The sequence below is a fragment of the Mojavia sp. genome (genome assembly GCF_059505145.1).
In genome coordinates this window covers 48,594-62,606 of record NZ_JCACKA010000068.1, presented here as the reverse complement: position 1 = coordinate 62,606, position 14,013 = coordinate 48,594, and the positions used below count along the sequence as shown (strand labels likewise).

At 41.1% G+C, this 14,013-nt stretch carries 11 protein-coding genes; 2 read left to right on the top strand and 9 right to left on the bottom strand.

Going from position 1 to position 14,013, the window contains the following annotated elements; translation table 11 throughout:
* Window positions 1-54 precede the first annotated feature (54 nt).
* From AC5JL8_RS16330 to AC5JL8_RS16315, 4 genes are all read right to left on the bottom strand, one after another.
* Complete coding sequence (locus tag AC5JL8_RS16330; protein WP_495880744.1) at window positions 55-501, bottom strand: hypothetical protein; 447 nt, start codon at window positions 499-501, stop codon at window positions 55-57.
* 91 nt (window positions 502-592) lie between these two features.
* A complete protein-coding gene (locus tag AC5JL8_RS16325; protein WP_495880794.1) occupies window positions 593-1,588 on the bottom strand; it encodes a threo-3-hydroxy-L-aspartate ammonia-lyase in 996 nt (331 codons plus the stop codon).
* A gap of 34 nt (window positions 1,589-1,622) precedes the next feature.
* A complete protein-coding gene (locus AC5JL8_RS16320) occupies window positions 1,623-2,471 on the bottom strand; it encodes a GNAT family N-acetyltransferase (RefSeq protein WP_495880743.1) in 849 nt (282 codons plus the stop codon).
* A gap of 49 nt (window positions 2,472-2,520) precedes the next feature.
* Window positions 2,521-3,723, bottom strand: coding sequence for an AAA family ATPase (locus AC5JL8_RS16315; protein ID WP_495880742.1), 1,203 nt, complete (start codon window positions 3,721-3,723; stop codon window positions 2,521-2,523).
* Between the two features lie 861 nt (window positions 3,724-4,584).
* Here AC5JL8_RS16315 and AC5JL8_RS16310 point away from each other — a divergent pair.
* Window positions 4,585-5,037, top strand: coding sequence for a response regulator (locus AC5JL8_RS16310; protein ID WP_495880793.1), 453 nt, complete (start codon window positions 4,585-4,587; stop codon window positions 5,035-5,037).
* A 208-nt stretch (window positions 5,038-5,245) separates the two neighbouring features.
* On the opposite strand, the gene AC5JL8_RS16305 is transcribed toward AC5JL8_RS16310, so the two are convergent.
* From AC5JL8_RS16305 to AC5JL8_RS16290, 4 genes are all read right to left on the bottom strand, one after another.
* The gene (locus tag AC5JL8_RS16305; protein ID WP_495880741.1) at window positions 5,246-6,373 is read right to left on the bottom strand and encodes a sensor histidine kinase; all 1,128 of its coding nucleotides are present in this window, start codon (window positions 6,371-6,373) and stop codon (window positions 5,246-5,248) included.
* Between the two features lie 30 nt (window positions 6,374-6,403).
* Entirely contained in the window at window positions 6,404-7,804 is a 1,401-nt protein-coding gene (locus AC5JL8_RS16300) for an ATP-binding response regulator (RefSeq protein WP_495880740.1), read from the bottom strand.
* A 196-nt stretch (window positions 7,805-8,000) separates the two neighbouring features.
* A complete protein-coding gene (locus AC5JL8_RS16295; RefSeq protein ID WP_495880739.1) occupies window positions 8,001-8,432 on the bottom strand; it encodes a response regulator in 432 nt (143 codons plus the stop codon).
* Between the two features lie 293 nt (window positions 8,433-8,725).
* Window positions 8,726-11,179, bottom strand: a complete 2,454-nt coding sequence (locus AC5JL8_RS16290) for a PAS domain-containing sensor histidine kinase (protein ID WP_495880738.1) — start codon at window positions 11,177-11,179, stop codon at window positions 8,726-8,728.
* 316 nt (window positions 11,180-11,495) lie between these two features.
* Here AC5JL8_RS16290 and AC5JL8_RS16285 point away from each other — a divergent pair, with 316 nt between their 5' ends.
* Window positions 11,496-12,215, top strand: a complete 720-nt coding sequence (locus tag AC5JL8_RS16285; RefSeq protein WP_495880737.1) for a response regulator — start codon at window positions 11,496-11,498, stop codon at window positions 12,213-12,215.
* A 222-nt stretch (window positions 12,216-12,437) separates the two neighbouring features.
* Here AC5JL8_RS16285 and AC5JL8_RS16280 read toward each other — a convergent pair whose 3' ends face one another.
* Window positions 12,438-13,802 (bottom strand): lipid-A-disaccharide synthase-related protein, encoded by a 1,365-nt coding sequence (locus tag AC5JL8_RS16280; protein WP_495880736.1) that lies wholly within the window; start codon window positions 13,800-13,802, stop codon window positions 12,438-12,440.
* Window positions 13,803-14,013: the final 211 nt, after the last annotated feature.

Sequence of the window (14,013 nt, the reverse complement as noted above, 5' to 3'; positions counted from 1 at the left end):
CGCTTAAATTCAAAACATAATGTTAAATTATGTAACCAATATTAGCAAAACCCTCTAAGTGCTAAGTGCTGAGTTCTGAGTTCTGAGTGCTGAGTTCTGAGTGCTGAGTTCTGAGTAGGAAGTTTCGAGTTCTGAACCCGGCGTTTCTTGTTCAAAACTGAAAGTGTTGAGTTCTGAACCCGGCGTTTCTTGTTCAAAACTGAAAGTGTTGAGTTCGGAACTCGGAGTATCGTGTTCAAAACTGAAAGTGTTGAGTTCGGAACTCGGAGTTTCGTGTTCCAAGCTGAAAGTGTTGAGTTCGGAACTCGGAGTTTCGTGTTCCAAGCTGAAAGTGTTGAGTTCGGAACTCGGAGTTTCGTGTTCCAAGCTGAAATTGTCGAGTTCTGAACTCGGCGTTTCGTGTTCCAAGCTGAAATTGTCGAGTTCTGAACTCGGAGTTTCGTGTTCCAAACTGAAATTGTCGAGTTCCAAACCCAAACCTTCCCACTCGCTACTCAGCACTCATAGCAATTTAAAAAATGATTGCGATGGATGGATTCAGGAAAGCCTTACACAGAAGGCAACTTCCAATCCAAAATCTAAAATCCAAAATCTAAAATGGTATCAGCACTCTGATTTGTGCCAAGTCGACATTCCCACCAGTGATGATTACACCAATTCTTGCCCCTGGTGCTTTCACCTCACCTTCTAGTAAAGCGGCGGCGGCTAATACTCCGGTGGGTTCAACGACAATTTTTAGACGTTCCCACAAGAAAAACATCGTGCGGAGAATAGCTGACTCTGATACTGTCACCATATCATCGACATAATGCAGCACTAAGGGGAAGGTTATTTTACCAAGGCTGGGAGTACGAGCGCCGTCAGCAATGGTATTAGGATTAGTAACAGTTTGTAGAGTTTTACTGTGAAAGGAACGGGTGGCGTCGTCGGCTAGTTCTGGTTCTACGCCAATTACCTGACATTCGGGTAAAAGTGCTTTAGTAGCGATCGCACAACCGGAAAGTAATCCACCACCACCGCAGCATACCAGTAACAAGTCTAGTTGACCTACTTCTTCAATGAGTTCTAAAGCTGCTGTGCCCTGTCCCGCTACTACATGAGGATGATCGTAGGGAGGAATCAGTATCAAGCCGCGATTGCCCTCGGCACTGCGCTGCGCGCAATCGCCTGCTAAAGTTTGGGCTAATTCTTCGCGGTTCGTAGTGTGTCGATTATACAGAATCACTTCAGCACCATAACCGCGAGTAGCAGTTTGTTTGACTGCGGGAGCATCGTCAGGCATGACAATGGTTGTGGGAATATGAAGTAATTGTCCTGCTAAGGCGATCGCTTGGGCATGATTCCCCGATGAATAAGTGAGAACGCCTTTTTGCTTTTGTGCTTCAGGTAGCTGTGCTAGTGCATTGTACGCCCCTCGAAACTTAAAAGCCCCGGTGCGTTGGAAATTTTCGCACTTAAAAAACACCTGGCTATTGGTGCGATCGTTGACTGTTCTAGAAGTCAGCACGGGTGTTTTGTGGGCAATACCAAGTAGACGCTTTTGAGCTGCTTGCACGTCAGCGATCGTGACGAAGTTATGCTGTAGCATCAATGACAATCTTCCAAATTTTCGCTCTTTATTCTCAAACGAAAGAGTATTGATGCCAATCACCCACTGACTGGTAGCCAATCTCTTGATAGATATGATTAGCTGTTGGGTTTGCCAAGTCCGTAAATAAAAAGCAAAATCGATGTCCCTGATTCAGCAAAGTTTGACTCAAAGCTGCTACGCAAGCACTAGCGTAGCCTTGTCGTCGATACTCTGGTGGCGTATACACCATACCTACCCGCACCCCATTAGGCGTTAAGCTACCACGACAAGCGATAGAAACCGGAAATTCATCCTGCCAAAGGTAAACACTGCCTTGCTGTAACACACGTTCAACCCAGCGTTCTGCATCTAACTCAACACTACCCAAAGCTTCGAGTGAAAAAGCTGTATACCAATTCACAAGCAATTCACGGTCGGTTTCCGTAGCCTGCCGTAAATAACCTTTAGCTTGTGATATAGCTTGTGAAAGGTGGTTTACCTTTTGCAATTGAAAGGTACGCAGCGCTAATTCTAACTCGTAGGATTGGTTAGTCAGCGAATGCCACGCTAAAGCAAAAGCTTGTGCTTCATTGATTGGGGCAATTACTCCTGGCAGCGATTTGGTGGATATATGCAAGTCTTGGGTTAGTGCCTCTACCGCTTTTAAATCATGAATTTGTGACAGCACCAAATTTCTGGGAGGCGTTCTCATTGCTACAGCTAAGATATTTCCATCCACTTCTACAGTTGCTAAGTATAGCTCTTGATCAAAACGTTCAGGATTGTGAATCAAAGCATGACACATTCCCAGCAGTAGGTTATATAGTGCTTCCTGACTGAGCAAATAATCTTTTACCCGTGCGTAAAATTGATTTGCATCTTCAAATCGATGAACTTTCATCTTCAAGGCTGCTACATTTTTTGTAGTTTAATTTTCCTAAAATTAATTTTTATACATATTTTTGGATAAATTCATAAATTAAATCCACCCTTCCCTTTCGTAACATTGCTGGATCTAATCTTTCTGTAGTGTTGCAGGTCATTAATACCACTAAACGCTGCTTACTTTGAATCCCAGACTCATCAATTACGCTTTGGTACAAAGTGCCATCCAACAAACTCAGAATATGTTCTGTTTTATTATTATATTGGGCGACTTCGTAAGCGCGATTTTGGGCTAAATTATCAGCTTCATTGATAATTATGCAGATTCTCTCTAAGTAAGTTGGTGGTACGAAATTAGTGACTGCATCATGATCCAAAATAAAAATTACATACCCTAAAGGTATGAGAATTTCTTTGGCGATCGCCTGCGTCCATGCCGTCTTACCTGTACCTGGTTCTCCATGTACCACAACCGCTAGCTGGTTTTGATTGAGAACTGCTTGCTGTACTGTGTCTGTAAAGCTTTGAATATCTTCTGGAAATGTCCGAATCGGGAATTGGCTGTGAACTTTACCGACACGACTTTGATAGCCACTCAACATCACGGCTAAGTCGTAAGTCGCTTTGTTAATCAGCTGTGCCATATCTTTGGCCATTAAAGTATATTGTCGTCTACCGCGATCGTAAGGGTCAATTTGTAGCCAAATATCATATTTAGACCAGTAAGCATAAACAGTATTGACAACATCAATACGTTCCCAACTAACAAACTTTTCTACAGGAAAGTAAAAATCTCTTTCTGAGTAATATTGGGTAATAATATCTGGACGCTCTAATAAATTTAAAACTCGTAATACAGTAATTTCTTGCAGTCGATTTAGAACATAATCAATAGGAATACTATTGCGACTGACAAATTGCAAGATAGGTGTTTCTGTACTCAAAACATCCTTATAACGATTATCAGGACTTAGGGGTTCTGGCGTAATATAATTCCAAAATTTTTGAAATTCACCACGCGTATAATCTGAAGCTACGTTTAATAAATTTGCCCACCAAGTATAATCTCTTCTTCCTAAAGCATCAACATAATAACTTGCAAGATTAATACTTTTTTGGGTTAACTCGTGCGTATCATGAGATAAAATTTGCCAGAAAAATCCCCAATCAAAATCGCGGTGAAATGGTCGCCACCCGCTACTAAGGAGGTTTTGACGGTTGTTATTTGCAGAATTGCCTTCGTTGCCTCTAAAATCATCAAAATACATATTGTTATTGTTGCAGCGATGGTTGAGCTATTTTATGCTGACGTAACATATTCTCAAAAGTTTGCTCTTAATATAAACTGCTGGAGTGCGAGTTGCTAGAGCAAAAATATTGATAACTTACAATGAACTCCTCTGAAGAGTTAGTACATAATCTTTCCAGGATGCTTATTCTTTAGCCAATCTCCTGGTTTATGTGTGCCTTTTTGACTTTTTGCCCTTGGTGCTAGAACAAAGATACATTTTCCTTTTAACTGTGTGTATAAATTCTGAACTGTTAAAACGTGTAATTAATTAATGAGTATTAATTCTTAATTTTTCAATAGTTGAGAGCATCTGGTTAGTGTATTAACGTTCTTTAGCTGCTTTCACGTCAAATTTATTAAATTTGGTATCAGGGTAAATAAGACGTTATGCTTAACTGAGTTTTTTGTATTATACCGTATTACAAAATCTCAATGTGTGTCAAGTTATTTAATATTTCCTACTCTTCAATATCGAGTATGCCAACATTAATCAGTAAATTCAGGTTCACTAGTTACGAAACATTAAGCTTATGTATCTTTTTTATCGAAATAAAGTTACAAACTTGTGGATTACACGGTAGAAAAAAATCATATATTCAAGATAATTGTAAGCAATATGGAAAACATTCTAAAGTTTTGCTTATAATCGAGGGGTGTATGCTAAGAGTATCAGCCTGAGCTTTAATTCCTCGATAATTATTACTTAGGCAAAGATTATCAACTGGGCGTAAGCAGAACACGAGCCAATCCTAAATGAGCACTACCAGCCCGCTCTCTAGATGCCTCGTCTGTTCTATCAAGAAAGACGTTGAATCCCATAAAATCTTCTGGAGAAGAGATGTATTTGGCACCTTCATTGATGAGTGATGAAAAGAAGCAAAACTTTCAACAGCCTTTAATTTTGGTAGTAGAGGATCATGATGATAATCTACTATTAATGAGTTATGCCCTTGAGTTACTTGGCTGTCGATTCATTTGTCAAACAGACAGTACCACGACATTACTCGTGGCAAAAGAGCATCAGCCAGATTTGATTCTGTTGGATATTTTATTACCAGGTATTAGTGGGATTGAAGTAGTGCGTTATCTGAAGCAAGAACCACTCACGTCCAAAATCCCAGTAGTTGCAGTCACAGCTTTAGCTACTAGGGAAGATAAAGAACGTATCCTCAAGGCTGGTTTTAATGACTACATCAGCAAACCTTACATGATTGAGGAATTAGAGAATATCATTCGTCGCCTACTTTTTGGTAAACTTGAGCCTCAACCAATTGAGTTATGTCAAGACTAATTTGATAAAGAATAGTTCTATCGTATACACATCCCAATGCAATAAATGAGGTGTTTTTGGTTTCAGCAAACCTCTAACTTTTAACTCTTAACTCTTAACTCTTAACTCTTAACTCTTAACTCTTAACTCTTAACTCAGCAGTCTCTTAAGCCAGGTAATGGCAGTAACTGGCTCAAATTTTTGCAAAATATAAAATTTTAAATCGGCATTAAATGTGCTTTGGTAACTGCACTTTAAATATGCTACCTTTACCTAGTTCAGAGGTTACCTCAATTTTTCCACCATGAGCTTCCACAATTCGGCTAGATAGATGCAGTCCTAAGCCACTGCCTGAACGTTTATTTCTACCTTGGCGAAATCGCTCGAAAATGCTTGCTTGGTCTTCTGGAGCAATTCCATACCCTGTATCTTCAACCTCAATTATGAGACTAGATGTATTTTTAGGATCGGCTGTTTTTTCTAAAAGCCGAATTGTTATGCCACCTTTATCTGTAAATTTGATAGCGTTGCCAATCAAATTACTTAAAACTCGTCGTAATTCTAAAGCATCACCCATGACTATACCAGCTGTGTCATCAAGCTCGTCTAACTCACTAGTATCTACTGTCAGAGTTAAATTTTTTTCCATAGCCAGAGGAGCTAGTTCGCTTACGACTTCTTGAGCGGTTTGCTTGAGATCGCATTTTTCCCAATTTAAGGTTTTTTTACCCGCCTCGAACCGAGAGACTTCGAGAAGGGTGTTTACCATTTGCATTAAATTTTGGTTACTGCGAATCATGACGCCGATCGCCTGTTTCATTTCGGGAGAAATTTTACAGAAGGTTTCCTCCTGAAACAAATAGAGCATCCGATCAGCAGCTACTAAAGGTGTCCGCAAATCATGAGTTAGACGAGAAACAAAGTCTTCTCGCTGACGTGTCATTTTTCGTTGTTCGTCAAGACTATGCTTTAGCCGTAGCAGCGATCGCACTCTTGCTAGTAGTTCATCGGTATCAAATGGCTTACGAATAAAGTCGTCAGCGCCAGCGTCTAGCCCTTCGACAACGCTAGATTCGTGAAAAGCAGTGATCAATAGAATCGGAATATAGCTTTTGATAGCAGGGTTATTACGAATGCGGCGTGTAACTTCATAACCATCTATTCCCGGCATCATCACATCTAACAAAATTAAATCGGGAGGTGATTGTTCAACTTGCTGCAAAGCTGCTATACCATCTGTTACTAAATCAATCTCATATCCCTCACTCTCTAAAATTGTTTGAACCAAAATGAGATTGTCTTTTGTGTCATCAACAGCGAGAATACGATCAATCTTAGAACTTTCAACAACAGACATGGTTTATTATCAACTCTTTTACAATTAAGCTTATGGCTTGAGGTTAGGATAACCTGTAGATATTTTAGTGGTTTGAGAATAAGATTGATGTGGATTATGAGCCGATGAAGATTGAGATTGATGGGAGTTGTGGCTTGATTGAGAATGAGATTGATGGGGATTATGAGCAGAACCAAGAATCTCATCACTGTCTAATTTAAAATCCGAACTATCAGCTGTTGTAGTCGGTAATGTTATTTGACGTGGTAATTCAATCCTAAACATTGAACCAACCCCCAATTGGCTTTCTAGAATGATTTTACCGCCCATCATTCTAACTAGCGCATCAATGATTGCCAAACCCAAACCTGTACCAGGATACTTGCGGGTGATACTTTGATCTACTTGCCGGAAAGCTTCAAAAATATGTTTGAAATCTCTAGGAGCAATACCAATACCTGTATCCCGAACTGTAATTGCAATTCGATTAGCAGCAAGTTCCTTAACCTCAACCCAAATAGTACCAGACTCTGTGAATTTAATTGCGTTTGAGAGGAGATTAATTAAAATTTGTCGTACACGCACCGAGTCATTAAATATCAAGTTGTTTTGTAAATCCATCTGCACCAGCAAAGACAGCTTTTTTGCCTCCACCAAGGAACGCATTTCCGCAACGGTAATGTCAATTACTTTAGATAAATCAAATAATTCTGGCTTTAATTCTAATCGTCCCGCTTCCAATTTAGAAAAGTCGAGTACTTCGTTCAACAGCATTAGCAAATGCTTGCCATTGTTGAGGATACGCTCTACCATGTCAGCTTGCTGATAGGTAAGTTGACCAAATTTGGGACGTAGCAATATTTGAGAAAAACCAATGATGGCATTCATCGGAGTTCGCAGTTCGTGAGATATAGTTGCCAAAAACTGCGATTTTAACCGCGAAGCTTCTAATAGCCTCAAATTTTGCAAGTGAATTTGTTGGCGTTGTCTCTCTAATTCTTGGTTCTTACGAACTAGCTGCTCATTAGTTTCTCTAAGCTGCTGGTTGGCTAAAGCTACCTGCATTTCAGCTCGATAAACCCGAATTGCATTTCGCAAAACTTGCGCCAAAGTTTCTGAAGATACTTTAGATTTGGATAGATAGTCTGTAGCACCAGCTTTCATCAATTCGACAGCTATCTGTTCATCTCCTTGACCGGTCAGAACTACTATCGGTACTTTAATTTCTGAAGAGCGTAATTTTTGGATTAATGTTAAACCATCTTGGTCTGGAAGCCGATAGTCAAGGAAAATGCAGTCAAAGGTAGTATTTCTAACAGTAGAAATCGCATCATTGCAGCCACCTACTTCAGACAGTTCCATCTGTACGCCTGCTTTAGTCAGAGCACGACGCACTGCCATGCGATCTACTTCATCATCATCTACAACCAAAATGTTCAGCGTCTTTTCCATCGGCTTTTATTTTCGCTGTTAAATACAGGGCTAAATTTAGGTTGATGTATAGCATTACCATTTTCCAATTATTTAAGTAAATAATTTTAGATTTGAGATTGGGTAATACTTACTAGTTATTCCTCATCCCCGTTGCCCTTTATTCCCAAGCTGAAATCCAAAATCTCTGGTTATTAAAAACCTAGGCATTGCTTAACTAAGGCATTTCGCACAATATCCAATACCTATTGAGAGTTGCCATGATCTCGACAAACTTAGCAAAGGTTACAGGCTTAAGGATATAGCCAGCAACATTTAAGTTATAAGCTTCCACTCGGTCTTGATCCTGGTTTGAGGTAGTCATCACAACCACAGGAGTTGTTTTCAACTTAGGGTCAGACCGTAATTCTTGAAGAAATTCGATTCCGCCCATTTTCGGCATATTCAAATCCAGCAAAACCAAGCGTCGTTCGGCAGGAACTTCGGGGGACTGACCGCTATTGCCACGAAGCATACTTAGCGCCTCTAGTCCATTGTTGGCCAGGTAAACCGGGTTAGTAATATTAACTTTTTTGAATGCCCTTTTGACATTCATGACATCAACTTCATCGTCCTCCACTAGTAGTATGTTAATCACTCTTTCCGGCATTTCCTTAGTTTAAATTTTGTCTGTTTTATGTTTAATCCGGTTAATTTACCAGAGTATTGGCATCATAGACCCAGCTTGTGGCTGATTGTTTATGGTAGTTTCCAATGGCTCTGTGATCATTAGCAATTAACAAGCGGGCAGTTATTAACCTGCGAAAGCAAACAAAGCTGATACATAGTAAAATAGAATACTTGATCATGCTCAACCCAATTGTAAATGAGCGGATAACCGCCCGTCTTCAGCCATTGGTCTGAGTTGGAAATCAACATTATGTACCATAAGCCTGAGCATTTCTACTCATCAGTTTGCTTGGGCCAGGTAAAGCGGAAAGTACTGCCTTGACCTAAAATGGATTCTAAGGTAATCGTGCCTCCTTCTGTTTCAATAATTTTTTTAACGATCGCCAGACCAATTCCTGTATTTTCTTTGCGATCGCGGGACTCTAGAGTTTGGAAAATCACAAATATCTTATTGTGATACTCAGAGGGAATACCGGGGCCATCATCCGCGATGCTAAATTCGTAGGAGTTTCCTTGGTCTTGAACGGAAATTTTGACGATGCCATCAACTCGTGAGTGGTGTTCAATTGCATTGCCAATCAAGTTAGCAAACACTTGTTGCAATGGCACTCGCTTAGTCAATATAGTCGGCATTCCTGGGGCAATCTCGATACGGAAAGTTGATGGCGGTTGCAGCGACTCAATCACTTCATTGAGCAACATACCAACATTCACTAAAGACAATTCTGTATCAATGCGCCCAATGCGTGAATATTCTAGCAAGCCGTTGATCAGTGCCTCCATCCGGCGGACTCGTCCTCGCAGCAGCCGCATCTGATGCTGGTTTTCTTCGGGAAGTTGGTCTGCAAGGTCTTCTTCTAGCCATTCTGAGAGACTAGTGATTGCTCTTAAAGGTGCTTTGAGATCGTGAGAAGCTACATAGGCAAACTGCTCTAGTTCTTGATTGCGCTTTTGCAAAATTGTCGTTGTTTGCGCCAAGATGTTGTTCAAACGTGTGAGTTCTTCAGCGCGCTGTTGCAGAGCCAATTCTGCTTGTTTGCGTTCGTGCAGCGCAGCTTGCTGTTCGCTAATATCAATACATGAACCAATGTAACCAGCAAAACTTCCATCGGTAGTGAACAGAGGAGTACCAGTATCCCAAACCCAGCGATATTCACCATCAAAACGCCTCAGGCGGTACTCCATACTGAAATTTTGTCGATTTTCAAAAGCTGTGAGATATGTATTCAAACAATGTTCTAAATCCTCTGGATGTACTCCTTCTGTCCAGCCATTACCTAGTTCTTGTTCCATTGTCCGACCAGTGAAGTCCAGCCAGCTTTGATTAAAGAAATTACAAAGTTTATCCAGACCGGACATCCAAATCATCACCGGTGCGGTATCAGCCATCGTGTGGAATCTCTCCTCACTTTCCCGCAATGCTTGTTCTGCCTGCTTCAATTCGGTGATATCAGTTATGGTGCCAACATAGCTAATTACCTCACCGTTATCTCCTGTTTCAGCAACGGTACGCGAAAACACCCAAGTGATTTCGCCATCAGGATGTAAGAACCGAAATTCACCTGTAAACGGCTTTTTATCGGTTACCATGTCTTGAGCTTCCGAGTCTATCCGCTTTAGATCATCTGGATGAATCGCAGTTTGCCAACTTTTTCCGAGAGCATCTGCTAATGGAATTTTGGTGATATTACACCATTGTTCATTGACATAAAGGTAGTTGCCGGATAAATCTGTGCGAAAGATGCCAACAGGAGAAATTTTCGCTAAGTTTGCCCATCGCTGCTCGCTTTCTTGTAACGCCTGTCCAGCTACTTGGGGCTGAGTAATATTATCAAACGCAACCCCAACACAGCAATTAGGTAACGGAAAAATTCTGACATTGAAAAAGCTACAAGGGGTATTTTGCTCGCAGTAATAAACTTGTTGTTCTTGTCCAAGTCCAGAAAGAGCAACTTTGGCGTATAGCTCTATGTCTACTTGATTCTTAATAATTTTGCTCGGATAACATTCGGTAATATATTTACCTATGTAATTTGATAGTGTTACTCCGGTTAGATGGCTAGCAGCAGGATTGGCAGTAATTAGCCGCATGGAGTTGATATCATTGGGGTCTTCTAAATACCAGACAATCAAACCCAAGGGCATACTATTGACTATATCGGCATCAAGTTGCATATATGCGTTTGCTGCCTCTTGCTGTGCCAAGCCAGCTCGTTCACGCCCCGATAATTTTGCTATTTGCTGCTTTGTAGCTGCTAACTGCGCTGTTAATTGGACACTGAATTGCTCTTGGACATTTAGGTAGTTTGTTATATCTGAGGTAATTTTGCCCTCAGTAATCTCTCGACCTTTAAAGGTTAAAAGGATGATTTTTCCACTGGTATTTTTGATGGGACGAATAGCAAAATCGAGGGTAGCTGTAGTATTGCCAACACCGAGAATATCAACTTGAGAACATACTAATTCCCCGGTGGTCGCTTGAGCGATCGCTTGTTGAAGTTGTGCTTGAGTTGCTTGGGAAATTCTCCACCAGCCAGCTTCCCACAAGGGACGGCCAATCACTTGCACGTTGGTGAGTCCACCAAAGTCTAACGCCATCTGATTGATATCAATGAGAGTACCATCTAGCTCCATTAATCCCATAAATTCGCAAGATGGGTACAAAATGGCACGATCTAGTGGCGCTTTTTCTCCTACAGCAGCTTTGCTTGGATTGAATTTGTCCATTTTTGTCAGCTTCTTTCAAAGCTTTACATGAAAAAATATATTATTAAATACTAAAGAGATATTACTTTTAGGTTCCAAACCAAAGAATGGCACAATTTAAACTCTGTCTCAATATTTCATTTTTTATCGTAAAATATCTATACATCTGCGGCTAGATTTTTGCATCTACCTAGCATTGAAACTAGGAAATTTATTATTTCTATCGGTGGATGCAGGCTAGTGAAAATATCATCTATCTTTAGTTTGGGAAAATCAAATAAATAACTTACAAAAGTTCGTATTCTGTAAGATGGAGCCAGAGAACGTGAGTGTAGCAATGAGTGAAATAAGTATTATTTTAATTGAAGATCATGACCTAACTCGTATGGGGCTAAGGACGGCATTACAGTCTCACAGCGGGTTGAAAGTAATTGGTGAAGCAGCAAATGCTACCCAAGGATTAAAACTTTTGGAAAGTGCCAAGCCAGATGTAGCTGTTGTAGACATTGGCTTACCTGACATGGATGGCATTGAACTGACTCGCAAATTTAAACGTCAGCAAGCAGAGACTGGGCAAGCAACAAAGATTTTGATCTTAACAATGGATCACACAGAGGACGCAGTATTGGCTGCTTTTGCAGCAGGTGCAGATTCTTATTACATGAAAGAGACAAGTATTAGTAGATTAACAGAGGCGATCCAAGCCACTCACACTGGTAACTCTTGGATTGACCCAGCGATCGCTAATGTAGTCTTGCGGAGAATGCGGCAAGGTTTGCCTGGAGAAGCTCAAGCAAACGATAAGCCGAAGACTGTGAAAATTGAGGCATTAGCAACTGAATATGAACAAGTTTTAGAAACCTACCCACTGACTCAACGCGAACTAGAAATCCTTGAGTTAATTGTCGCTGGTTGCAGCAATGGTCAAATTGCTGAAAAACTTTATATCACAGTTGGTACAGTCAAAACCCACGTTCGCAACATCCTCAATAAACTCTGTGCTGATGACCGTACCCAAGCAGCCGTTCGCGCCTTGCGTTCTGGGTTAGTGGGATAATACCAATTTGAGTTTTGGATTTTAGATTAAAAGTCTTGACTAATAGACTTTTGCAGTAATCTAAAATAATATTCACGATGCAATTTGGTATTGAATGAAAAATTGCTAACAATGAAGTTAACAGAAGCTAACAGCTTTGACAACTGAGTTGCTCAGGATAGAGATTTTATAATTGGTAATAAAAATCCCACTGCTTACGGCAGTGGGAGTGGAAAACATATGTCATGCCAATTGTGCCTGTAAACACTCAGCAATTCGTCGTGCTGCTCCGGGTTTACCCATTCGGCGTATACCATTGTCTGCAATTAATTGCAAAATGTCAGGATTTTTGAACATAAATTGTACTACTTTCGCAACTTCGCTTGGTTGGTTAACTAAAATCAAAGAAGGCCCTAAATGGCGGCTTTGAGCTTCAGCAAACGCAGGATTATATTGAGGGCCATTACCAGGAATTGCGATCGCAGGCTTGCCTAAACCTACGAATTGTTCTGTTGCTGTTCCGGCCATGGCGATCGCAAAATCTCCCAAATGTAAGCAGTCGTTATAAGCTTGTTGAGTTAGTAGTAGGTAAGCATTTTTTTGTTTAAATGTCAAAATATTAGGGTCAGCAAGTGCGATCGGAGATTCAGAGTGGGGTCGCCAGCCTTGGGTTGTGAGAGATTGCGCTAAAGTGTTACAGTCCAAACCAGGAGCGATCGCCCCCAAAAACACTACTGTGTCAGAAGTGTGAAAGACAGAATCTCGCTCCCGAAAACTTGCCATCAACGCAGACACAGCAACCATAATTACTTTCCAGTTAGCGTAGGCCTCTGGCGGTCTGGAACCAGGAAGGAGAGTCACAACTAGAGGCCGAGTTACTTCTTGCTGTTGGATATCAGCACTATAAAACCTTTGGGGTGGAAACGATGGTTCTAAACCATCCATCATCGGATTGCCCAAATCAAAAGCAGGAATACGCCACTTTCTTAATATTTCTGTAGTTAACGAATCTCTAGGGAACACCGCCCGACAACGGCGATTGCCCATCAACCAACGTTCCCAAGGATGATAAATAGAACCAGAAAAATTTTCCCAACGTGCAGCTTTGCTTTTGCGTGGCAATAATCCAACTTCATCCCGAACATAGTATTCGGATTTTGCCGTACCAACAAAAGCATAGTTAGCACCACTGAAACTTGCAAATAACAGCGGCACAATATCACCCACAGCCAGGATAGCCCTGTTGTTGCCTAATTGTTTTTGAGAACTGACCCAACGGCGTACAGCTTTAATCTGGCTCAAGGTAAGTTGTAATAAACCGCCGCGGACATCTCGGACTAATTGACGGCTATCCATGTAAACAAAGCCACCAGAAGGCATAGTACGCACTGAACCAATTAAAGGGATATCCAACTGTTGGTAAGCCCGTCCTTCACCCACCAGAGGCAAAGCAAAGATATCTGGTGGGTTTAATTGTTGCTGGAGTTCTTGCAAAATTCGGGCTGCAACAACATCCTCACCATGACCATTGCTCAAAACAAGTAACTGCAAACGAGAAGCTGTAGATTGCGAGTTAGAACCTAGAGATAACCGGGATACATGACTCATGAGAAACAAAAAATCACTATGAAATGTCTGTTTGGGTATTGGGGATTGGGGATCGGGTATTGGGTATTGGGTATTGGGTATTGGGTATCAGGGATTGGGCATCGGGCATTGAGCATTGGGCATAAGGTATTAGATAAATTACCTAGTCCCCAGTCCCGTAGTCCCTAGCCCCAGTCCCCAATCCCCAGCCCCGATTCTCAAGCTATATAGG

Excerpts from the sequence above, each read along its gene's own strand:
- AC5JL8_RS16325 (WP_495880794.1), bottom strand. The coding sequence starts at position 1,588 with ATGCTACAGCATAACTTCGTCACGATCGCTGACGTGCAAGCAGCTCAA.
- AC5JL8_RS16320 (WP_495880743.1), bottom strand. The coding sequence starts at position 2,471 with ATGAAAGTTCATCGATTTGAAGATGCAAATCAATTTTACGCACGGGTA.
- AC5JL8_RS16315 (WP_495880742.1), bottom strand. The coding sequence starts at position 3,723 with ATGTATTTTGATGATTTTAGAGGCAACGAAGGCAATTCTGCAAATAAC.
- AC5JL8_RS16310 (WP_495880793.1), top strand. The coding sequence starts at position 4,585 with ATGTATTTGGCACCTTCATTGATGAGTGATGAAAAGAAGCAAAACTTT.
- AC5JL8_RS16305 (WP_495880741.1), bottom strand. The coding sequence starts at position 6,373 with ATGTCTGTTGTTGAAAGTTCTAAGATTGATCGTATTCTCGCTGTTGAT.
- AC5JL8_RS16300 (WP_495880740.1), bottom strand. The coding sequence starts at position 7,804 with ATGGAAAAGACGCTGAACATTTTGGTTGTAGATGATGATGAAGTAGAT.
- AC5JL8_RS16295 (WP_495880739.1), bottom strand. The coding sequence starts at position 8,432 with ATGCCGGAAAGAGTGATTAACATACTACTAGTGGAGGACGATGAAGTT.
- AC5JL8_RS16290 (WP_495880738.1), bottom strand. The coding sequence starts at position 11,179 with ATGGACAAATTCAATCCAAGCAAAGCTGCTGTAGGAGAAAAAGCGCCA.
- AC5JL8_RS16285 (WP_495880737.1), top strand. The coding sequence starts at position 11,496 with ATGAGTGAAATAAGTATTATTTTAATTGAAGATCATGACCTAACTCGT.
- AC5JL8_RS16280 (WP_495880736.1), bottom strand. The coding sequence starts at position 13,802 with ATGAGTCATGTATCCCGGTTATCTCTAGGTTCTAACTCGCAATCTACA.